Origin of the sequence: Streptomyces sp. NPDC058373 (assembly GCF_042723275.1) — a bacterium.
GTDB lineage: Bacteria > Actinomycetota > Actinomycetes > Streptomycetales > Streptomycetaceae > Streptomyces.
This window is the reverse complement of sequence record NZ_JBHXJE010000019.1, coordinates 1-20976: the sequence shown is the minus strand read 5'-3', so window position 1 is coordinate 20976 and position 20976 is coordinate 1. Positions and strand designations below refer to the sequence as shown.

Genomic DNA, 20976 nt, shown 5'->3' with positions numbered 1-20976 from the left:
ACCCCAACTCGCCTCCCCTGCAAGGCAGTCACCCGCCCCACTCAGCCCATTCTCACCATCCGGACAAACGGAACGGGGGATTTGGCCCTTTACCGCCCTCCCCGGACCTCTCCGCATTCCGGCCCCGTCATAACAAGAGAGTCACATCATTGGCCTGACCTCTCCACCACGCCCACCTGCGCGCTTAGAGTCACGGCCAGTCACCGCGCCACCGGATTTCCATTCGCTTCGGTCTGCGCAGGACCGGCGTTCCACGACGGAATCGCCGTGTTAGGGGAGAGGACTGATCGTGCGCCACCGTTCCTTGCTCGTCATCACCACCGCCGTCACCGCCGGGGCTCTGACCCTGTCCGCCTGCGGGTCCCGCGACGACAGCGCCGGAGGAGGAGGCGGTGGCGGTGGCAAGCAGACCGTCGTCATCGGCCTCGACGCCCCGCTGACCGGCGACCTGTCCGCGCTCGGCCAGGGCATCAAGAACTCCGCCGAGCTCGCCGTCAAGACGGCCAACAAGAACAACGAAGTCGACGGCATCACCTTCAAGCTCGAAGCCCTCGACGACGTCGGCCAGGCCGCCACCGGCCAGCAGAACGCCACCAAGCTCGTCGGCAACGAGCAGGTCGTCGGCGTCGTCGGACCGCTCAACTCCGACGTCGGCCAGTCCATGCAGAAGGTCTTCGACGACGCCGGCATGGTGCTCATCTCGCCGGCCAACACCAACCCCGAGCTCACCCAGGGCAAGGACTGGCAGTCCGGCAAGAAGTCCCGCCTCTTCGACACGTACTTCCGCACGTCGACCACGGACGCCATCCAGGGCCCGTACGCCGCGCAGTACATGTACAACGAGAAGAAGCTCAAGACCGTCTTCGTCATCGACGACAAGAAGACCTACGGCGCCGGCCTCGCCGGCACCTTCGCCAAGGACTTCCAGCGCCTCGGCGGCAAGGTCGTCGGCACCGACCACATCAACCCCGAGGACCGCGACTTCTCCTCGGTGGCCAGCAAGGTCGCCAAGGCCAAGCCCGACTTCGTCTACTACGGCGGCGAATACCCCGCGGGCGCCCCGCTCTCCAGCCAGATCAAGAACGCCGGCGCCAAGGTCCCGACCGTCGGCGGCGACGCCCTCTTCAGCGGCGACTACATCAAGCTCGGCAAGAAGAACGCCGAGGGCGACCTCGCCAGCTCCGTCGGCGCCCCGCTCGACACCCTGGACACCGCCAAGGAGTTCATGAAGAACTACAAGGAGGCCGGCTACAAGGACCCGTGGGAGGCGTACGGCGGCTACTCCTACGACTCCGCGTGGGCCATCATCCAGGCCGTCAAGGCCACCGTCGAGAAGAACGACGGCAAGCTGCCCTCCGACTCCAAGGAATCCCGCAAGCAAGTCGTCGAGGCCATGCAGGACGTCAAGTTCAGCGGCGTCACCGGCGACGTCGGCTTCGACGAGTACGGCGACACCACCAACCGCCAGCTCTCCCTCTACGAGGTCGTCGACGGCGCCCACAAGCCCGTCACCAGCGGTGAGTACGAAGGCTGATCCCTGGGCCCACCGCCCCGACCCTCACATCCTTTGACCGCGCGGGGGCGCCACCAGCGCCCCCGCGCGGCCGTATCTGACCACACTTACTCGGAGGCCCCGCGGTGAACGATCTGCCGCAGCAACTTGCCAACGGCCTGCTACTCGGCGCGCTGTACGGACTCATCGCAATCGGTTACACGATGGTCTATGGCATCGTCCAGCTCATCAACTTCGCCCACGGCGAGATATTCATGATCGGCGGGTTCGGAGCACTGACCGCCTGGCTCATACTGCCCACCGGCACGAGCCTGCTCCTCGCCCTGCCCCTCATGATCCTCATGGCGATGATCTTCTCCGTCACCGTCGCCGTCGGCGCGGAGCGCTTCGCCTACCGGCCCCTGCGAGGCGCCCCCAGGCTGGCTCCGCTGATCACCGCGATCGGCCTCTCCATCGCTCTCCAGCAAGCGATCTGGGCCTTCTACCCCGAGGCGAAGAAGGCCCGCCCCTTCCCCGAGTTCGAAGGCGGCCGCATCGACTTCGGCGCCTTCGCCATCGGCCGCGGCGACCTCTTCCTCCTCATCGCCGCCCCCGTCTGCATGATCGCCCTCGGCCTCTTCGTCGCCAAGACCCGCACCGGCCGCGCCATGCAGGCCACCTCGCAGGACCCCGACACCGCCAAGCTCATGGGCATCAACACCGACCGCATCATCGTCACGGCCTTCGCGATCGGCGCCGCCTTCGCCGCCATCGCCGCCATCGCCCACGGGCTCAAGTACGGCGAAGTCAACTTCAAGATGGGCTTCATCGCCGGCCTCAAGGCCTTCACCGCGGCCGTCCTCGGGGGCATCGGCAACATCTACGGCGCCATGATCGGCGGCCTCGTCCTCGGCCTCACGGAGACCCTCGCCACCGCCTACATCGAGAACATCCCCGGCATGGAGCAGTTCGGCGGTGGCGCGTGGAAGGACGTCTGGGCGTTCGTCCTCCTCATCCTCGTCCTCCTGCTGAGGCCCCAAGGCATTCTCGGCGCACGCGTCGCGGACAGGGCGTGATATCCATGACCACCAGCACCCACCACACCAGCCTCATCCCGCTGCCCGGCCCCTTCGCGAAGGTCCTCACCCTCGCCGCCGCCGTCGCCACCCTCGCGAGCACCTTCCTCGCCTGGACCTGGACCACCGAGTTCCCCGGCAACCTCACCGTCACCGGGTACCCCGGCGGCCTCCAGACCCTCACCCTCACCGGCGCCATCCTCACCCTGCTGTTCGCCCTCTCCGGACAGGGCGTCCGCGGACTCGGCTGGCTCACCCCCGGCGGCAGGACCAGCCCCGTCCTCCTCCTCGCCCTCGGCACCTTCGCCGTCACCTGGTACACCGTCGTCTCCATCGCGGTCACCCTCGGCGGCATCGTCAACCTCGAACCCGGCGGCTTCGTCGCCGCCGTCGCCTCCCTCGCCCTCGCCCTCGGGGCCCTCAGCCTGCCCACCGACATCGGCGGCGAGGACACCGGAAGCGCATGGCAGCGGTTCGCCCGGGCCTTCAAGGCCCCCACCGCGAGCCCCGCCCAGGAACTCCCCTCCTGGGCCGAGATCCTCATCATCGCCGCCTCCTTCGGCCTCGGGCTCGCCGTCTTCACCTACGGCATCGACACCGCCTACGCCGAACTCTTCGTCGGCTTCCTCCTCCTCGTCGCCTTCGGCGCCACCGCCATCGCCCGCGCGGGCCTCAACCGGCGCCTGGCCGCCCTCACCGGCAAGCACAAGAACGTCACGGTCACCGCGGCCTTCGTCGCCGCCTTCGCCTTTCCGTTCACCCAGACCAACGACGCCTACGCAACCATCGGCACCAACATCCTGATCTTCGCCACGGTGGCCCTCGGACTCAACGTCGTCGTCGGCCTCGCCGGCCTCCTCGACCTCGGCTACGTCGCCTTCCTCGGCGTCGGCGCGTACACCGCGGCCCTCGTCTCCGGCTCCCCCAACTCCACCATCGGACTCCACCTGCCCTTCTGGGCAGCGGTCCTGGTCGGCGCCCTCGCCTCCCTGATCTTCGGCGTCATCATCGGCGCCCCGACCCTGCGGCTGCACGGCGACTACCTCGCCATCGTCACCCTCGGCTTCGGTGAGATCTTCCGCATCGCCATGCAGAACATGGACGGCACCTCCGGCCCCGACATCACCAACGGCTCCAACGGCATCCCCAACATCCCCGACCTGGAGATGTTCGGATTCGACTTCGGCGAGTCACACACGATCCTCGGAGTCGAACTAGGCAGGTTCTCCAACTACTACCTGCTGATGCTCCTCTTCACCATCGTCGTCGTCCTCGTCTTCCGCCGCAGCGACCAGTCCCGCATCGGCCGCGCCTGGGTCGCCATCCGCGAGGACGAGACCGCCGCCCGCGCCATGGGCATCAACGCCTTCCGGCTCAAGCTCCTCGCCTTCGCCCTCGGCGCCACCCTGGCAGGCCTCGCCGGCACCGTACAGGCCCACGTCACCTACACCGTGACCCCGGCGCAGTACAAGTTCGTCGAGGCCGTACCGCCCAACTCCGCCTTCCTCCTCGCCGCCGTCATCCTCGGCGGCATGGGAACGGTCAGCGGCCCCCTCATCGGCGCCGCCCTCCTCTACCTCATCCCGGCCAAGCTCCAGTTCATGGCCGACTACCAGCTGCTCCTCTTCGGCATCGCGCTCGTCCTCCTCATGCGCTTCCGCCCCGAAGGCCTCGTCGCCGACCGGCGCAAGCAGCTGGAGTTCAAGGAGACCGGCCAACTAGACACACCCAAGGGCGATATCGGCCTCAGCAAGGCGGGGGTGTAACCACCATGACCACCAGCACCAACCCGGCACCGGCCACCACCCCGGTCCTCGACGCGAGCGGCGTCATCATGCGGTTCGGCGGCCTCACCGCCGTCAACGACGTCTCCCTCACCGTCAACGCCGGCGAGATCGTCGGCCTCATCGGCCCCAACGGCGCGGGGAAGACCACCTTCTTCAACTGCCTCACCGGCCTCTACGTCCCCACCGAGGGCACCGTCTCCTACAAGGAGAAGGTGCTCCCGTCCCGCTCCCACCTCGTCACCCAGGCGGGCATCGCGCGGACCTTCCAGAACATCCGGCTCTTCGCCAACATGACCGTCCTGGAGAACGTCCTCGTCGGCCGCCACACCCGCACCAAGGAAGGCCTCTGGTCGGCCCTCCTGCGCGGCCCCGGCTTCAAGAAGGCCGAACGCGAGTCCCACGACGCGGCGATGGAACTCCTGGAGTTCACCGGCCTCGCCGGCAAGCGCGACCACCTCGCCCGCAACCTCCCCTACGGCGAGCAGCGCAAGCTGGAGATCGCCCGCGCCCTGGCCAGCCAGCCGGGCCTGCTCCTCCTGGACGAGCCCACCGCGGGCATGAACCCCCAGGAGACCCAGGCCGCCCAGGAACTGGTCTTCGCCATCCGCGACCAGGGCATCGCCGTCCTCGTCATCGAGCACGACATGCGGTTCATCTTCAACCTCTGCGACCGCGTCGCCGTCCTCGTCCGCGGCGAGAAGCTCGTCGAAGGCACCCCCGAGGTCGTCCAGGCCGACGAACGCGTCGTCGCCGCCTACCTCGGCACCCCCTTCGAGGGCGCCCCCGGCGACGAGGAGGTGGCCGAGGTCCGCGCCGCCGAGGCCAAGGCCACCGACACCCCCGCGCCCGCCGACGGCGCCGGCACCACGAGCAAGCCCCGCACGGAAGAAGAGGGGGAGACCGAATGACCGCCCTGCTGGAGGTCAAGGACCTCAAGGTCGCCTACGGCAAGATCGAGGCCGTCAAGGGCATCTCCTTCTCCGTCCACGCCGGGGAGATCGTCACCCTCATCGGCACCAACGGCGCCGGGAAGACCACCACCCTGCGCACCCTCTCCGGGCTCCTCAAGCCGGTCTCCGGCTCCGTCGTCTTCGACGGCGAGGAGATCACCGGGACCGGCGCCCACAAGGTGGTCGCCATGGGCCTCGCCCACTCCCCCGAGGGCCGCAGGATCTTCCCGAACCTCACCATCGAGGAGAACCTGAAGCTCGGCGCCTTCCTCCGCAAGGACGCCGAGGGCATCGAGCAGGACATCCAGAGCTCCTACGAGCGCTTCCCCATCCTCGGGGAACGCCGCAGGCAGGCCGCCGGCACCCTCTCCGGCGGTGAGCAGCAGATGCTCGCCATGGGCCGCGCCCTGATGTCGCGCCCCAAGCTGCTGATGCTGGATGAGCCATCGATGGGCCTCTCCCCGATCATGATGCAGAAGATCATGGAGACCATCGCGGAGCTGAAGGCCCAGGGCACCACCATCCTGCTGGTCGAGCAGAACGCCCAGGCTGCGCTCTCTCTCGCGGACCAGGGCCATGTGATGGAGATCGGCAAGATCGTCCTCTCCGGGACGGGCAGCGACCTCCTCCACGACGAGTCCGTCCGCAAGGCGTACCTCGGCGAGGACTGACCCCGCCCACGCGCGAGCGGGCCCGCACTCCCCTGGGGGGGGGTGCGGGCCCGCTCGCGTACGTACGGCTGTACGGTGCCGGGCTCAGCCCTTGGCGGCGCGCTTCTCCTCGTCGTCCTCGATGACGGCCTCGGCGACCTGCCGCATCGACATGCGGCGGTCCATCGAGGTCTTCTGGATCCACCGGAAGGCGGCCGGCTCGGTCAGGCCGTACTGGGTCTGGAGGACGGACTTGGCGCGGTCGACCAGCTTGCGGGTCTCCAGGCGCTGGGAGAGGTCCTCGACCTCCTTCTCCAGCGTCCGCAGCTCGGTGAAGCGCGAGACGGCCATCTCGATCGCCGGGACGACGTCGCTCTTGCTGAACGGCTTGACCAGGTACGCCATGGCTCCGGCGTCCCGGGCCCGCTCGACCAGGTCGCGCTGGGAGAAGGCGGTGAGCATCAGCACCGGGGCGATGGACTCCTCGGCGATCTTCTCGGCCGCCGAGATCCCGTCCAGCACCGGCATCTTCACATCGAGGATGACCAGGTCAGGGCGGTGCTCGCGGGCCAGCTCGACCGCCTTGGCCCCGTCCCCGGCCTCACCGACGACGGAGTACCCCTCCTCCTCCAGCATCTCCTTCAGATCCAGCCGGATCAGCGCCTCGTCTTCGGCGATCACCACGCGGGTCGTCAGCGGAGGGACGTGCGAGGCGTCGCCGTCTGAGACGGGCTGGGACTCGGGCTCGGGGACGCTCACGGGGGTGCTCCTTGGCTCAGGGCGGGGTCGTGCTGCTGCTGGATTCAGGGTACCTAGCTGCGCGCGGGAACCTTCGGCGGGTATAGTCCCTCTAGTGCGCTCGCCGGGTTGGCGGAATAGGCATACGCGGATGTCTCAAACACATCTGTCCGAAAGGACATGCGGGTTCGAGTCCCGCACCCGGCACACGAAATGGAATTTCACCTTCGGGTGGAGTTCCATTTTTTTTATTCCCATTCCGGAGACCCACTCCCTAAAGTCGGAGTCATGATCTTCCACTCTCTCGAAGTCCGCCAGAAGGCACTGACCCTTCTGCGGGACGGAATACCCAACAGCGAGGTGGCGCGCCGCCTCGGCATAGCGAAAGGCACCGTCGGTTACTGGAAACACAAGGACCTCGCCAGGCGCGGCGAATGCCCGGGACGGAGGTCGCCGCTGTGCCCGCGCTGCGACGGGCGCGAGCTGGACGGCCCCGCATACGTCCAGCTCCTCGGCCTCTACCTGGGCGACGGGCACATCGTCTGTCGTGCCAAACACGGCTCCCCCAGCCTGTCGATCACCATGGACGACGCCTGGCCCGGCATCCAGGACGAGTGCGAGACGGTCATGCGCGCCGTGCTTCCCGACAACAGCGTGCACCGGGTCACGAGAATCGGCTGCCGCGACATCAAGGTCTATTCCAATCACCTTCCCTGCCTCTTTCCCCAGCACGGACCCGGACCGAAGAACTCACGGAACATCGTCCTGGCGGAATGGCAACGGGAACTGGTCGACGCCCACCCCTGGAAACTCATTCGCGGACTCATCCATTCCGACGGCTGCCGCCTCACCAACTGGACCGTGCGCACCGTCGGCGGAGAAAAGAAGCGGTACGAATACCCTCGCTACTGGTTCACCAACACCTCGGACGACATCCGCGAGCTGTTCACGGACACCTTGGACAAGGTGGGCGTCATGTGGACGTCCTGCCCGCGCAAAGGTGTTCCGTACAACATCTCCGTAGCCCGCAAACCCTCCGTCGCCCTCATGGACGCCCACGTGGGGCCGAAGTACTGACCTGTCCCCAGCACCCCGGCCCGTGCGGCGGCGGACCCGGGTGGGGTCAGGGGCGGGTGGCGGGGGCGGTGTCGTCCTCGCCGATGTGGTGGACGCGGACCAGGTTGGTCGAGCCGGAGACGCCGGGGGGCGAGCCGGCGGTGATGACGACCGTGTCGCCGCGCTGGCAGCGGCCGACCTTCAGCAGGTACTCGTCGACCTGGTCGACCATCGCGTCGGTGGAGTCGACGTGCGGGCCGAGGAAGGTCTCGACGCCCCAGGTGAGGTTGAGCTGGGAGCGGGTGGCCGGGTCCGGCGTGAAGGCGAGCAGCGGGATCGGCGAGCGGTAGCGCGAGAGGCGGCGGACGGTGTCGCCGCTCTGGGTGAAGGCCACCAGGAACTTGGCGCCGAGGAAGTCGCCCATCTCGGCGGCGGCCCGGGCCACGGCGCCGCCCTGGGTGCGCGGCTTGTTGAGCTCGGTCAGCGGCGGGAGCCCCTTGGCGAGGATGTCGCTCTCGGCGGCCTCGACGATGCGGCCCATGGTGCGGACGGTCTCGATCGGGTACTTGCCGACGCTGGTCTCGCCGGAGAGCATCACGGCGTCGGTGCCGTCGATGACGGCGTTGGCGACGTCGGAGGCCTCGGCGCGGGTGGGCCGGGAGTTGTCGATCATCGAGTCGAGCATCTGGGTGGCGACGATGACCGGCTTGGCGTTGCGCTTGGCCAGTTTCACGGCGCGCTTCTGGACGATCGGCACCTGTTCGAGGGGCATCTCCACGCCGAGGTCGCCGCGGGCGACCATGATGCCGTCGAAGGCGGCGACGATGGATTCGATGTTCTCGACGGCCTGGGGCTTCTCGATCTTGGCGATGACGGGGAGGCGGCGGCCTTCCTCGTCCATGACGCGGTGGACGTCCTCGATGTCACGGCCGCTGCGGACGAAGGAGAGGGCGATGATGTCGGCGCCGGTGCGCAGGGCCCAGCGCAGGTCCTCGATGTCCTTGTCGGAGAGTGCGGGGACGGAGACGGCGACGCCGGGGAGGTTGAGTCCCTTGTGGTCGGAGACCATGCCGCCTTCGACGACGGTGGTGCGGACCCGGGGGCCGTCGACGGCGGTCACCTCGAGGGTGACCTTGCCGTCGTCCACGAGGATGCGTTCGCCGGGGGTGACGTCGGCGGCGAGGCCGGGGTAGGTGGTGCCGCAGCTCTGGCGGTCGCCTTCGGCGCCTGCTTCGACGGTGATGGCGAAGTCGTCGCCGCGTTCAAGGAGTACGGGGCCTTCGGTGAATCGGCCGAGGCGGATCTTCGGTCCTTGAAGGTCGGCGAGGACGCCGACGCTGCGGCCGGTCTCGTCGGAGGCTTTGCGGACGCGTGCGTAACGTTCTTCGTGTTCGGCGTGGAGGCCGTGGCTGAGGTTGAGGCGGGCGATGTCCATTCCGGCTTCGACGAGGGCTTTGATCTGCCCGTACGAGTCGGTGGCCGGTCCCAGGGTGCAGACGATTTTTGCTCGGCGCATGGGTCGACCCTAGGCCCTACCGATGGGTAGGCGATTGGCCGCGCATGACTGGTCAACGTCCTTTTGATAACAGGGTATTGACAAGTGTTGAATTGTGCGCAGGCTCGCTCCGATGAGCGCTCGCGGGGCGTTCCGCACCCCCTTTCGAGCGAATGGCCGAGGGTTCGAGCGAATCGGTTTTCGAGGAGCCCGCGGGGGCCGCGGGGCGGGATCGCGCCACGTCCGGCGGTCCGTGGTGTCACCGGATGGAAACCTGCCGGGGGTGTTGCCGGAGTGATCCCTGCGCCAGAATCTACGCGCGTTGTCTCAGCGAGCGAGGAGTGGATGATGGCGGTCAACCGCAGGGGTTTCGTGGGTGGTTCGGCGGCGGTGAGCGCGGGGTTGGCGCTCGGCGCGGGGACGGGCCAGGCCGCGGCGGCCGGCCCGGCGGCGCGGGGGTCCGGGCACGGCCCTCACGGCCGCGAGCGGCGGTACGCCTTCACCGTGATGGGGACGACCGACCTGCACGGCAACGTCCTGAACTGGGACTATTTCACGGACGCGGAGTTCGACGACGCGGACCACAACGACGTGGGGCTGGCCAAGATCTCCACGATGGTGAGCGAGGTGCGGGAGGAGCGCGGTCACCGGAACACGCTGCTGATCGACGCGGGCGACACCATCCAGGGCACCCAGTTGTCGTACTACTACGCGAAGGTCGACCCGATCACGGAGCGGCGCGGTCCGGTCCATCCGATGGCGCGGGCGATGAACGCGATCGGGTACGACGCGGCGGCGCTCGGCAACCACGAGTTCAATTACGGGATCGAGGTGCTGCGGAAGTTCGAGGAGCAGTGCCGTTTCCCGTTGCTGGGGGCGAACGCGCTGGACGCGAAGTCGCTGCGGCCGGCGTTCGCGCCGTACGTGATGAAGCGGATGCGGACGCCGTTCGGGCGGGATGTGCGGGTGGCGGTGCTGGGGCTGACCAATCCGGGGGTGGCGATCTGGGACAAGGTGAACGTGCAGGGCCGGATGGTCTTCCCGGGGCTGGTGGAGCAGGCGGCGAAGTGGGTGCCGAAGCTACGGTCGATGGGGGCGGACGTGGTGCTGGTGTCGGCGCACTCGGGGACGAGTGGCACGTCGTCGTGGGGTGATCAGTTGCCGTACGTGGAGAACGCGGCGGCGCAGGTGGCCGAGGAAGTGCCGGGGATCGACGCGATCCTGGTGGGTCACGCGCACGAGGAGATCGCCGAGTACGTGGTGGAGAACAAGGAGTCGGGGCGGCCGGTGGTGCTGTCGGAGCCGTTGAAGTGGGGGCAGCGGCTGACGTTGTTCGACATCGAGGTGGTGTGGGAGCGGGGCCGTTGGGTGGTGGAGAAGGTGGCTTCGCAGGTGCGGAACTCGAACGCGGCCAAGGAGGATCCGCGGATCGTGCGGCTGCTCGCCGAGGAGCACAGGAAGGTGGTCGCCTATGTGAATCAGGTGATCGGGACGTCGGTGGAGGAGATGTCGGCGGCCGAGGGGCCGGTGAAGGATGTGCCGATCATCGATCTGATCAACCATGTGCAGACGGAGACGGTGCGGGCCGGTCTGGCGGGCGGTGAGTACGCGGAGCTGCCGTTGGTCTCGCAGGCGTCGTGTTTCTCGCGGACGGCGCGGATGCCGGCGGGTGAGGTGACGATCAAGGACGCGGCGGGGCTGTACCCGTTCGAGAACACGCTGGAGGCGCGGGTGCTGACGGGTGCGCAGCTGAAGGAGTACCTGGAGTTCTCGGCGCGGTACTACGTGCGGACGGCGCCGGGGGCTCCGGTGGATCCGGCGGCGCTGACCAACGCGGACGGGATTCCGGACTACAACTACGACGCGTTGTCGGGGGTGACGTACGAGGTGGATGTGGCGCAGCCGGTGGGGTCGCGGATCGTGGGGCTGGCGTTCGAGGGTGAGCCGGTGGCGGCGGAGGCGCGGTTCGTGCTGGCGGTGAACAACTACCGGGCGAGCGGGGGCGGGGCGTTTCCGCACGTGGCGGCGGCGGAGCAGGTGTGGGCGGATCCGGAGGAGATCCGGAACACGATCATCGAGTGGGTGCGGGAGACGGGGACGGTGGATCCGGCGGAGTTCGCGTCGGTGGGGTGGCGGCTGACGCGGGAGGGTGAGCCGGTGTTCTGAGGTCCGCGGGTGTGGTGCGGGGCCGGGAGGCGGGGTGCCTCCCGGCCCTGGCCGTTCTTCTGCTGGGTGGTGGGGTTCAGCGGGGTTCGGCGAGGGGGGTGAGGGTGTGCTGGGGGTGGGTGGTGGTGTCGGGGCGTTCGAGGCCGAAGGTGGTGAAGGCGGTGCGGTCGGGGAGGGGGTAGGGCTGGGTGCCGGTGAGGGTGTTGAGGATGGTGGCGGAGCGCCAGGCGGCGAGGCCGAGGTCGGGGGCGCCGACGCCGTGGGTGTGGCGTTCGGCGTTCTGGACGTAGACGGCGCTGCCGGTGCGGCTGATGGCGGGGTCGAGGTGGAGGCGGTAGCGGTCGTCGATGCGGGGGCGTTCGGCGTGGTCGCGGCGGAGGTAGGGGTCGAGGGCGGCGAGGAGGCGGTCGAGGGGGCGTTCGCGGTAGCCGGTGGCGAGGACGACGGCGTCGGTGGTGAGGCGGCTGCGGGTGCCTTGGGTGAGGTGTTCGAGGTGGAGTTCGACCTGGGTGGTGGCGACGCGTCCGGCGGTGCGGACGGCGACGCCGGGGGTGAGGGTGGCGTCGGGCCAGCCGCCGTGGAGGGTGCGGCGGTAGAGCTCGTCGTGGATGGCGGCGATGGTCTCGGTGTCGATGCCTTTGTGGAGCTGCCATTGGCGGGGCAGGAGGTGGTCGCGGGTGGTCTGGGGGAGGGAGTGGAAGTAGCGGGTGTAGTCGGGGGTGAAGTGTTCGAGGCCGAGTTTGGAGTACTCCATGGGGGTGAAGGCCTCGGTGCGGGTGAGCCAGTGGATCTTCTCGTGGCCTTCGGGGCGGTGGCGGAGGAGGTCGAGGAAGATCTCGGCGCCGGACTGGCCTGAGCCGATGACGGTGATGTGGTCGGCGCCGAGGAGCCGTTCGCGGTGGGTGAGGTAGTCGCCGGAGTGGATGACGGGGACGACGGGTGCGTCGGCGAGGGGTTTGAGGGGTTCGGGGATGTGGGGGGCGGTGCCGACGCCGAGGACGAGGTTGCGGGTGTGGACGCGGCCGAGGGCTTCGGCTTCGCCGTCGGCTCCGGTCTGGGTGTAGTCGACTTCGAAGAGGGAGCGTTCGGGGTTCCAGCGGACGGCGTCGACCTGGTGGCCGAAGTGGAGGCCGGGGAGGTTTTCGGCGACCCAGCGGCAGTAGGCGTCGTACTCGGCGCGGTGGATGTGGAAGCGCTCGGCGAAGTAGAAGGGGAAGAGCCGCTGGCGGTGGCGGAGGTAGCTGAGGAAGCTCCAGGGGCTGGCGGGGTCGGCGAGGGTGACGAGGTCGGCGAGGAAGGGGACTTGGAGGGTGGCGCCTTCGATGAGCATGTCGGGGTGCCAGTGGAAGGCGGGGCGTTGTTCGAAGAAGGCGGTGCGCGGGGGGTGGGGGATGCCGTGGGCGAGGGCGGCGAGGGAGAGGTTGAAGGGGCCGATGCCGATGCCGACCAGGTCGTGGGGCTGGTCGTGGTCGGGGGTGTGCTGCGCGGTCATCGGGGGGTGTGTCCTTCCACCAGTTTCAGCATCCGGTCGAGGTCGCCGGGTCGGGTGTGCGGGTTGAGGAGGGTGGCTTTGAGCCAGAGGCGGCCGTCGGCGCGGGCGCGGCCGAGGACGGCGTGGCCGTCGTCGAGGAGGGTGCGGCGGACGGCGGCGACCTGGTCGTCGTGGGCGTGGGTGGGGCGGAACAGCACGGTGCTGAGGGCGGGCCGTGCGTGGAGGGTGAGGCCGGGGTGGTGGCGGATCTTGTCGGCGAGGGTGGTGGCGAGGTCGCAGACCTGGTCGACGAGGGCGCCGAGTCCGTCGCGGCCGAGGGCGCGGAGGGTGACGGCCATTTTGAAGGCGTCGGGGCGGCGGGTGGTGCGCAGGCTGCGGCCGAGGAGGTCGGGGAGTCCTGCTTCGGTGTCGTCGTGGCTGTTGAGGTAGTCGGCGGTGTGCTGGAGCGGGTCGAGGCGGGTCGTGTGGTGGACGGCGAGGATGCCGGCGGCGACGGGTTGCCAGCCGAGTTTGTGCAGGTCGAGGGTGACGGAGTGGGCGCGGTCGAGGCCGTGGAGGGCGGCTTTGCGGCGGTCGCTGAAGAGGAGGGGGCCGCCGTAGGCGGCGTCGACGTGGAGTTCGGCGCCGTGGGCGGCGCAGACGTCGGCGAGGGCGGGGAGGGGGTCGATGTGTCCGGCGTCGGTGGTACCGGCGGTGGCGGTGACGAGGACGTGGTGGCCGGAGAGGGTGGTGAGGGTGTGGTGGAGCGCTTGGGGTTCGAGGGTGCCGGTGGGGGTGGGCACGGTGTGGGTGGTGGGGAGGCCGAGGAGCCAGGCGGCGCGGGGGACGCTGTGGTGGGCGTTGGCGCCGTGGACGACGTGGAGGGGGGTGTCGGGGCGGCGTTCGCGGGCGAGGAGGAGGGCGAGTTGGTTGGCTTCGGTGCCGCCGGTGGTGAGGAGGGCGTCGGGGTGGTCGGCGGCGGGGTACGTCTCGCGGGCGAGGGTGTGGGTGAGTTCGGCTTCGAGGGCGGAGGCGGCGGGGGCCTGGTCCCAGGAGTCGAGGGAGGGGTTGAGGACGGAGGCGGCGAGGTCGGCGGCGGCGGCGAGGGCGAGGGGCGGGGCGTGCAGGTGGGCGGCGCAGAGGGGGTCGGCGGGGTCGGCGGCGCCTTGGGTGAGGGCGTGGACGAGGGGGCCGAGTGCGTGTTCGGCGCCGGTGCCGTGGTCGGGGAGGAGGGGGTGGGTGGCGGCGCGGACGCGGCGGGCGGTGGTGGCGGGGCCGCCGGCGGGGAGGGGGCCGCCTCGGTCGAGGGCGCCGGTGCGCAGGGCGTCGAGGACGGCGGCGAGGAGGGGCGCGAGCGCGTCGGGTCCGGCGGTGCCTCCGGCGAGGGGCGGGGTGTTCATGGGTTTCTGCTGGTCCTTCATGCGCGCGCGGGCAGGAGGTTCCAGCTTGTTGGGGGGTGGTGCGCGGGGGGCGGGGAGTGGGGCAAGTGGGTCCGAAAGGGGGATTCCCGCCGGTTGGCGGGCGGGGTACGGGGTGGGTCTGGTAGGGCGGGCCGGGCGGGAGCGGGGGACGGCGGCGGGGTCGCTAGCCCGCCGCCGTCCGCGGTCAGCCGGCCGGGCCGGGTCTGCCTGGGGCCCGGCCGGTGCGGCCGGGCCGTCTCATCCGGCGTTTCGGCTCTGCCGCTCGCGTACGCGCAGGGCGCGGGCGAGGTCGTCGGTCTGGTCGGCGAGGCGGCGGCGGAGGGCGGGGACGAGGTCGTCCCGGGCGAGGGCGGCGCGGCCGAGGGCGAGGGCTTCGTCGTCCACGGCGTGAACGGGGAAGGCGGCGGCGCCGAGGGCGGTGGCGATGGCGGCGCCGCGGCGGCGGGCGAGGGCGGGGGCTTCCTGGTGATAGCGGTGGACGTAGGGGCGAACGAGGGCGGTCTGCTCGGGTTGCCAGAAGCCCTGGGCGGTGGCGGTGAAGAGGTAGTTGGAGAGGGTGTCGTCCTCGAACAGGGCGTCCCAGGCGCGGCGTTTGGCGTCGAGGTCGGGGAGGGCGGCGCGGCAGCGGGCGGCGCCTTCCTGGCCGGTGGCGCTGGGGTCGGCGGCGAGTTCGGCGTCGATGGCGGCTTCGTCGACGGCGCCGAGGACGGCGAGGCGGTTGAGGATGCGCCAGCGCAGGGCGGGGTCGAGGGTGGGGCCGCCGGGGACGAGGCCGTCGTCGAGCCAGGCGGTGAGGGAGGCGGGCTGGGTGGCGCTGTCGATGAAGTGGCGGACGGCGACGAGGCGCAGGCCGGGGTGGGCGCCGGTGCGGTGGGCGCCGCCTTGGCCGCGGGTCCAGTCCTCGGTGCTGAGTCCTTCAGTGCGGCGCAGCAGGTCGCGGCAGAGGGAGGTGAGGGTGGCGAGGGCGGCGGGCCGGTCGTCGGGGTGGGTGTAGATCGCGGCGACGTGGCGGGAGGCGAAGCCGAGGACGCCGGTGACGACGGCGAGGTCGTTCTCGTGCGGGAGGTGGGTGCGGGCGGCGTCGAGGTAGGCGGCGGGGGCGAGATGGCCGTCGCGGACGAGGTCGCGGGCGGTGTTCCACAGGACCGCGCGGGTGAGGGGGTCGGGGAGGGTGGAGAGGGTGGCGAGTGCGGTGGTCCAGGAGGTGGGGTCGAGGCGGAGTTTGGCGTAGGTGAGGTCCTGGTCGTTGAGGACGACGAGGTCGGGGCGGTGGCCGGGGAGGGTGAGGGGCTGGTCCTGGGGGAGGTCGAGGTCGAGGTGGTCGCGGCGGGTGGGCGGGCCGGTCTCGGCGGTGTGGTCCCAGGTGGTGACGGTGACGCGGTGGGGGCGGTGGCCGTCGCGGTCGACGGTGAGCTGCCAGGTGGGGGCGGCGGCGGGGGTGCCGGTGGGGGGTTCGGTGTCGGTGGCGTGGGCGGTGAGGGTGTCGACGCCGCTGGTGCGCAGCCAGGCGTCGGCCCAGGTGTGGACGGGGCGGTCGGTGGCGGAGGCGAGGTTGTCGAGGAAGTCGGCGAGGGTGGCGTTGGAGAAGCGGTGCCGGGTGAAGTGCCGGTTGATTCCGGCGAGGAAGTCCTTCTCGCCGAGCCAGGCGGTGAGTTGGCGCAGGGCGGCGGCGCCCTTGGCGTAGGAGATGCCGTCGAAGTTGAGGAGGGCGGAGGCGGTGTCGGGGACGGCGTCGGGGTCGGGGGCGACGGGGTGGGTGGTGGGGCGCTGGTCGGCGTCGTAGCCCCAGTCCTTGCGGCCGGTGGTGAAGTCGGTCCAGACGTGGGTCCAGCGGGTGGCTTCGGCGACGGTCTGGTAGCCCATGTACTCGGCGAAGGACTCGTTGAGCCAGATGTCGTCCCACCAGGTGAGGGTGACGAGGTCGCCGAACCACATGTGGGCCATCTCGTGGGCGACGGTGACGGCGCGGGAGCAGCGTTCGGCGTCGGTGACGGCGGAGCGGAAGACGTAGGCGTCGCGGAGGGTGACGAGGCCGGGGTTCTCCATGGCGCCGGCGTTGAACTCGGGGACGAACGCCTGGTCGTAGGAGTCGAAGGGGTAGGGCTCGTCGAACTTCTCGTGGTAGCGGTCGAAGAGGGCGGTGGTGGTGTCGAGGAGTTCGGCCGCGTCGGTGTCGAGGTGGGGGGCGAGGGAGCGGCGGCAGTGGAGGCCGAAGGGCAGGCCGCGGTGTTCGGTGCGGACGGTGTGCCAGGGTCCGGCGGCGACGGCGACGAGGTAGGGGGAGATGAGGGGGGTGGTGGCGGCGCTCCAGCGGCCGTCGCCGTGGGGGGTGGTGGTGCCGTTGGCGAGGACGGTCCAGTGGGGTGGGGCGGTGACGGTGACGTCGAAGTGGGCTTTGAGGTCGGGTTGGTCGAAGGCGGCGAAAACGCGGCGGGCGTCGTCGAGGAAGAGCTGGGTGTAGAGGTACGTCTCGCCGTCGGCGGGGTCGGTGAAGCGGTGCATGCCTTCGCCGGTGCGGGAGTAGGCCATGTCGGCCTCGACGGTGAGTTCGTGGGGGCCGGGGGTGAGGCCGGTCAGGGGGAGGCGGCGGCCGTCGAGGGCGGCGGGGTCGAGGGGGGTGCCGTCGAGGGTGACGGTGTGGAGGCGGGCGGGGTGCAGGTCGATGAAGGTGTCCCCGGCGGTGCGCGCGGTGAAGTGGACGCGGGTGCGGGAGGCGAAGGTGTCCTCGCCGGTGGTGAGGTCCAGGTCGACGGCGTAGCGCTGGACGTCGAGGAGCTGGGATCGGGTCTGCGCTTCGTCGCGCGTCAGGAGGGACATGCGGGCCATGCTGCCCGATGGGGGCGGGCGGGCACAGGGGGGTTGGTGACGGGGGCGGGGGTGTGCCCCCGGGGGACGGGCCCTCCGGGGGCGTGGGTGGTGCGGGCGGGGTGGCCGTGCGGTCAGGACTCGTCGGTGTGGGCGTCGAGCAGGGCGCTGATGGTGCGGACGATCTCGGCCTCGGCGGCTTCGGCGTCGGCGCCGAGGGTGGTGAGGGGGCCGCCGCCGCTGAGGTTCTCGTGTTCGAGGAGGGCGAGGAGGAGGTGTTCGGTGCCGATGAAGTTGTGGCCGAGGCGCAGGGCGACGCGGAAGGTGAGTTCGAGGGCCTTGCGGGCTCCGGCGTCGTAGGGGATGAGGTCGGGGAGGGTGTCGGCGGGTGGCTGTTGGCCGGCGGCGACGGCGGTGCGCAGGGCGTCGGCGGTGATGCCCTGGCCGGTGAGGAGGTGGGCGGCGACGGAGTCGGGTTCGGCGAGGAGGCCGAGGGCGAGGTGGCCGGGGCCGATGAGGGGCTGGCCGGCGCCGCGGGCGGCTTCCTGGGCGGCGACGACGGCGTTGCGGGCGCGCGGGGTGAAGCGGTTGAAGCCGTCCTTGGGGTCGAGGTCGCCGCTGCCCTTGGGGACGAATCGCTTCTGGGCGGCCTGCTTGGTGACGCCGAGTCCGGTGCCGATCTCGGTCCAGGAGGCGCCGGAGCGGCGGGCCTGGTCGACGAAGTGGCCGATGAGGTGGTCGGCGACGTCGCCGAGGTGTTCGGCGACGACGACGGCTCCGGAGAGGCGTTCCAGGGGGTCGGCGTGGTGGGTCTTGATGGCCTCGATGAGGTCGTCGAGGCGTACGGACTGGATGGGCCTGTGAGTTTCCGGCATGCGTCAACCCTAAGTTGACGCCCCTCCAATCGTCAACCTCCGGTTGACGATCACGGACGTGCTCCGGTGCTCCCCGCGTTGGCGTCGAGGATCAGCCCGGAGAGTTCCAGCAGCCCGCCGACCCGGAACTCCGGCAGGGTGCGGGCCTCCTCGGACTCCCACGGGAGCACCCCCACGGCCCGCGCCGCACCGGCGGGGTGCGCAGCCCGGCCTCGGCGGCGGGCCGGACGTCGTGGGCCCACCGGTCGCCGACGTACAGGATCTGCCCGGGCGCGAACGGCAACGCCCCCGCCAGCGGTCTCGTCCACCAGGCACTCACCGACGTCGAGGACCACCGCGCGCACCGTGGGGCCGGGCACAGGGGCGGGCCCGGCAGGTGGGCGGGGACCGCGCCCCGCCGGGCCCGGCCGTCCACCGGGCGGCCCGCCCGCCGTGCGGAGCGCGTCCGGCGGCCGCACCCTGGAGGTGGAATGTCCCGCTTGACGAGAGGAAGTCCGCCATGGGCGAGTCCGCTATGGACAAGATGAAGGGCAAGGCCAAGGAGGCCGTCGGCAAGGTCACCGGTGACCGCCGCGCCCAGTCCGAGGGCAAGACGGACCAGGCGAAGGGCGGCGCCAAGGACGCTGCGGACCAGGTCCGCGAGCGCGGCAAGGGAGTCGGCGACTCCCTCAAGCGCGACGACCACTGACGCCCTGGCGCAGACGGTGAGGCCGGCCCCCGGACGGGGACCGGCCTCACCGGTGCGTGCGGGCCTGGCGGGGTCAGCCGGTTGTCGGCGACACCTCGGCCGGGTCGGCGCCCTCGCCGGTCACCGCCTCGTCCGCGATCCGCTCGTGGTGGCGGATGACCTCGGCGATGATGAAGGTGAGCAGCTTCTCGGCGAACGCCGGGTCCAGGTGGGCGCTCTCGGCGAGGCTGCGCAGCCGGGCGATCTGCTGGGTCTCGCGGTCCGGGTCGGCCGGGGGCAGCTGGTGCTCCGCCTTGAGATGGCCGACCTGCTGGGTGCACTTGAACCGCTCGGCGAGCATGTGCACGACGGCGGCGTCGATGTTGTCGATGCTCTCGCGCAGCCGCTGGAGTTCGGCGAGGACGGCCACGTCGCCCGCGCCGGAGCGGCTCGTTCCGGTGTTGCTGGTGGTCATGGTGGGTCACCCTACGCGGACGGCACCGGTCAGGACGGTCCGCCCGAGGAGTGGGACGGCCCGTCATCCGTAACCGGGTGGCTCCCGGACATTGGCGTTGCGGCGCGGGCCCGCTGCGGGGATCGTCGGCGTATGGGCGAGACGTACGCGGAACACGGGACGGACGAGGCGGGACGCACGGGAACGGGGGCGAGCGGTGCCGCCGAGGAGTTGTTCTCGGCGGTCTTCGAGGCCGACGAGGACCTGGTGGCCGCGCTGCTCGGCGCCGGGGTGAGCCCGGAGGCGGCCGACGCCGGGGGCGGCACGGTGCTGCACAGCGCCGCGGTCGCCGGGCAGGCCCCGGTCGTGCGGCTGCTGCTGGCGGCGGGCGCCGACCCGGACCGGCGTACGGCGGAGGGCGAGATCCCGCTCTGCGGCGCGGCCTGCTGGGGCCGCACCGAGGTGGTGCGGGCGCTGATCGCGGCGGGCGCCGACCCGGGCGCCGCCGACGAGCCGGGGCCCACCGCGCTGGTGTGGGCGGCGGAGGGCGGGCACGCGGCGACGGCGGCGGCGCTGCTGGAGGCGGGCGCCGAACCGGTGGCCGAGCGGGGTGACCCGCCCCTGGTGCGGGCCGCCCGGCAGGGTTCCCTGGAGACGGTCCGGGTGCTGCTGGAGCACGGGGCGGGCGGCCGCGAGGAGGCGCTGGAGGAGGCGCTGGAGGGGGCGGTGGGGCTCGCCGGCCGGCTACGGGACGAGCTGCTGGCCGGCGGCACCGAGGACGAGCCCGCGGGCGAGGTGGAGGTGGTCGTCCGGGAGGTGCGGCGCGGGTCGACGACGCTGCTGGCGGTGGTCCTGCTGCGGGACGGCGACCCGGGCGCGGGCACCGAGCGGTTCACCTCGCACGCGGCCGTCGCCACCGTGCTGGAGGAGGAGCTGGGGCGGGCGGCCTCGTACGAGGAGCTGAGCGCCCGGGCGCTGCGGCGCGGCGAGCCGTGGCACGACGACTGGCGGGAGCCGGTCCGCGTCCTGAGCGGGCGGGGCGACGAGGAGACCTTCTCGGCGGCCGCCGCGCGGCTCGGGGAGGCGGCGGACTCCCCGGAGGCGCTCTTCGCGGTGGAGGTGCTGGGGCGGCTCGGCGTCGGGCGGCTGACGCCCCGGGTCGTGCCGCTGCTGCGGGAGCTGGCGCGCGAGGCGGAGGACGCCCAGTTGCTGGCGGCGGTGGTGTCGGGGCTCGGGCACCACGGCGACCCCGGGGCCCTGCCGGAGCTGTACGGCGCGGCCGGGCACCCCTCGGCGGAGGTCCGCGAGGCGGTGGCCCGGGCCCTGTTCGGGCTGGTCCCGGCCGACGACGCGCAGGGCGTGGGTGTCCTGGCGGCCCTCTCGGCCGACGCCTGGCCCCGGGTCCGCGAGTGGGCGGTGACCGCGCTGGCGGCCCTGGCCTCGGACACCGGCGAGGTACGCGAGGCGCTGGCGGCCCGGCTGGCCGACGAGGACCCGGCGACGGTCGCCGAGGCCGCCGCGGGCCTGGCCCGGCGCGGCGCGGGCGCCCGGGCCGAGGAGGCGCTGGCCCTGCTGCTCACGACGGAACCGGAGGGGTCGGCGGTGCGGGAGACCGCCCTGCAGGCGGTGGAGCAGCTCACCGACCCGGCGGTACGGCGACGGCTGGACGGGGTCCTCCCGCTGGGGTGAGCCGCCGGGCGCCTGGGCGGCCCGGACACGGGAGCGGGGCCCGGCCGCCACCTGCTGGTGGTGACCGGGCCCCTCACGGTGTTCCGGGCACTTCGGCTACGTCAGGCCGCCGCGCCGGAGCCGCGGCCGGAGCCGCGGGCACGGCGGGCGCCCCCGCCGGAGGCGGCGCCCCTGGTGGTGGCGG

17 protein-coding genes and 1 tRNA gene are annotated in these 20976 nt (G+C 71.4%); 10 read left to right on the top strand and 8 right to left on the bottom strand.

The features are described from left to right. Positions 1-289 precede the first annotated feature (289 nt). From ACFWMZ_RS13945 to ACFWMZ_RS13925, 5 genes are all read left to right on the top strand, one after another. Complete coding sequence (locus ACFWMZ_RS13945; RefSeq protein WP_383175309.1) at positions 290-1534, top strand: branched-chain amino acid ABC transporter substrate-binding protein; 1245 nt, start codon at positions 290-292, stop codon at positions 1532-1534. 104 nt (positions 1535-1638) lie between these two features. After that, positions 1639-2568 (top strand): branched-chain amino acid ABC transporter permease, encoded by a 930-nt coding sequence (locus ACFWMZ_RS13940; RefSeq protein WP_383175306.1) that lies wholly within the window; start codon positions 1639-1641, stop codon positions 2566-2568. 5 nt (positions 2569-2573) lie between these two features. Continuing rightward, positions 2574-4334, top strand: coding sequence for a branched-chain amino acid ABC transporter permease (locus ACFWMZ_RS13935; RefSeq protein WP_383175303.1), 1761 nt, complete (start codon positions 2574-2576; stop codon positions 4332-4334). 5 nt (positions 4335-4339) lie between these two features. After that, entirely contained in the window at positions 4340-5263 is a 924-nt protein-coding gene (locus tag ACFWMZ_RS13930; RefSeq protein ID WP_383201622.1) for an ABC transporter ATP-binding protein, read from the top strand. Beyond that, the gene (locus ACFWMZ_RS13925; RefSeq protein ID WP_383175297.1) at positions 5260-5976 is read left to right on the top strand and encodes an ABC transporter ATP-binding protein; all 717 of its coding nucleotides are present in this window, start codon (positions 5260-5262) and stop codon (positions 5974-5976) included. The genes ACFWMZ_RS13930 and ACFWMZ_RS13925 overlap by 4 nt, the downstream gene beginning before the upstream one ends. A gap of 84 nt (positions 5977-6060) precedes the next feature. On the opposite strand, the gene ACFWMZ_RS13920 is transcribed toward ACFWMZ_RS13925, so the two are convergent. Next, on the bottom strand, positions 6061-6714 hold the full coding sequence (locus tag ACFWMZ_RS13920; protein WP_383175294.1) for an ANTAR domain-containing response regulator: 654 nt from the start codon (positions 6712-6714) through the stop codon (positions 6061-6063). A 102-nt stretch (positions 6715-6816) separates the two neighbouring features. Here ACFWMZ_RS13920 and ACFWMZ_RS13915 point away from each other — a divergent pair. Both ACFWMZ_RS13915 and ACFWMZ_RS13910 read left to right on the top strand, forming a co-directional pair. Continuing rightward, positions 6817-6900: transfer RNA gene (locus ACFWMZ_RS13915), tRNA-Leu, on the top strand. A gap of 81 nt (positions 6901-6981) precedes the next feature. Next, entirely contained in the window at positions 6982-7770 is a 789-nt protein-coding gene (locus ACFWMZ_RS13910; protein ID WP_383201619.1) for a helix-turn-helix domain-containing protein, read from the top strand. 46 nt (positions 7771-7816) lie between these two features. Here the strand turns inward: ACFWMZ_RS13910 and pyk are convergent, their stop codons facing one another. After that, positions 7817-9265 carry a pyruvate kinase gene (gene pyk, locus ACFWMZ_RS13905; RefSeq protein ID WP_383201616.1) on the bottom strand — a complete coding sequence of 483 codons (1449 nt, stop codon included), beginning with the start codon at positions 9263-9265 and terminating at the stop codon, positions 7817-7819. 327 nt (positions 9266-9592) lie between these two features. On the opposite strand from pyk, the gene ACFWMZ_RS13900 reads away from it, so the two are divergent. After that, a complete protein-coding gene (locus tag ACFWMZ_RS13900; RefSeq protein WP_383175490.1) occupies positions 9593-11410 on the top strand; it encodes a bifunctional metallophosphatase/5'-nucleotidase in 1818 nt (605 codons plus the stop codon). A gap of 76 nt (positions 11411-11486) precedes the next feature. On the opposite strand, the gene ACFWMZ_RS13895 is transcribed toward ACFWMZ_RS13900, so the two are convergent. The 5 genes from ACFWMZ_RS13895 to ACFWMZ_RS13875 all read right to left on the bottom strand — a co-directional run bounded on the left by ACFWMZ_RS13895 (position 11487) and on the right by ACFWMZ_RS13875 (position 18158). Next, positions 11487-12902, bottom strand: a complete 1416-nt coding sequence (locus ACFWMZ_RS13895) for a lysine N(6)-hydroxylase/L-ornithine N(5)-oxygenase family protein (protein ID WP_383201613.1) — start codon at positions 12900-12902, stop codon at positions 11487-11489. After that, on the bottom strand, positions 12899-14281 hold the full coding sequence (locus ACFWMZ_RS13890) for a pyridoxal phosphate-dependent decarboxylase family protein (protein ID WP_383201611.1): 1383 nt from the start codon (positions 14279-14281) through the stop codon (positions 12899-12901). The genes ACFWMZ_RS13895 and ACFWMZ_RS13890 overlap by 4 nt, the downstream gene beginning before the upstream one ends. Positions 14282-14539: 258 nt before the next feature. Beyond that, entirely contained in the window at positions 14540-17128 is a 2589-nt protein-coding gene (pepN, locus tag ACFWMZ_RS13885) for an aminopeptidase N (RefSeq protein ID WP_383201610.1), read from the bottom strand. A 113-nt stretch (positions 17129-17241) separates the two neighbouring features. Next, the gene (locus ACFWMZ_RS13880; protein ID WP_383175276.1) at positions 17242-17982 is read right to left on the bottom strand and encodes a Clp protease N-terminal domain-containing protein; all 741 of its coding nucleotides are present in this window, start codon (positions 17980-17982) and stop codon (positions 17242-17244) included. Positions 17983-18032: 50 nt separating this feature from the next. After that, on the bottom strand, positions 18033-18158 hold the full coding sequence (locus ACFWMZ_RS13875; protein ID WP_383175273.1) for a hypothetical protein: 126 nt from the start codon (positions 18156-18158) through the stop codon (positions 18033-18035). Positions 18159-18481: 323 nt separating this feature from the next. Between ACFWMZ_RS13875 and ACFWMZ_RS13870 the strand changes: the two genes are divergently transcribed. Continuing rightward, on the top strand, positions 18482-18670 hold the full coding sequence (locus tag ACFWMZ_RS13870) for a CsbD family protein (protein ID WP_383175270.1): 189 nt from the start codon (positions 18482-18484) through the stop codon (positions 18668-18670). A gap of 73 nt (positions 18671-18743) precedes the next feature. Here the strand turns inward: ACFWMZ_RS13870 and ACFWMZ_RS13865 are convergent, their stop codons facing one another. Further along, the gene (locus tag ACFWMZ_RS13865; protein ID WP_383175267.1) at positions 18744-19124 is read right to left on the bottom strand and encodes a chorismate mutase; all 381 of its coding nucleotides are present in this window, start codon (positions 19122-19124) and stop codon (positions 18744-18746) included. Positions 19125-19256: 132 nt separating this feature from the next. Here ACFWMZ_RS13865 and ACFWMZ_RS13860 point away from each other — a divergent pair, with 132 nt between their 5' ends. Next, positions 19257-20792: an ankyrin repeat domain-containing protein gene (locus tag ACFWMZ_RS13860; protein ID WP_383175264.1), complete on the top strand. Its 1536-nt coding sequence runs from the start codon at positions 19257-19259 to the stop codon at positions 20790-20792. Positions 20793-20976: the final 184 nt, after the last annotated feature.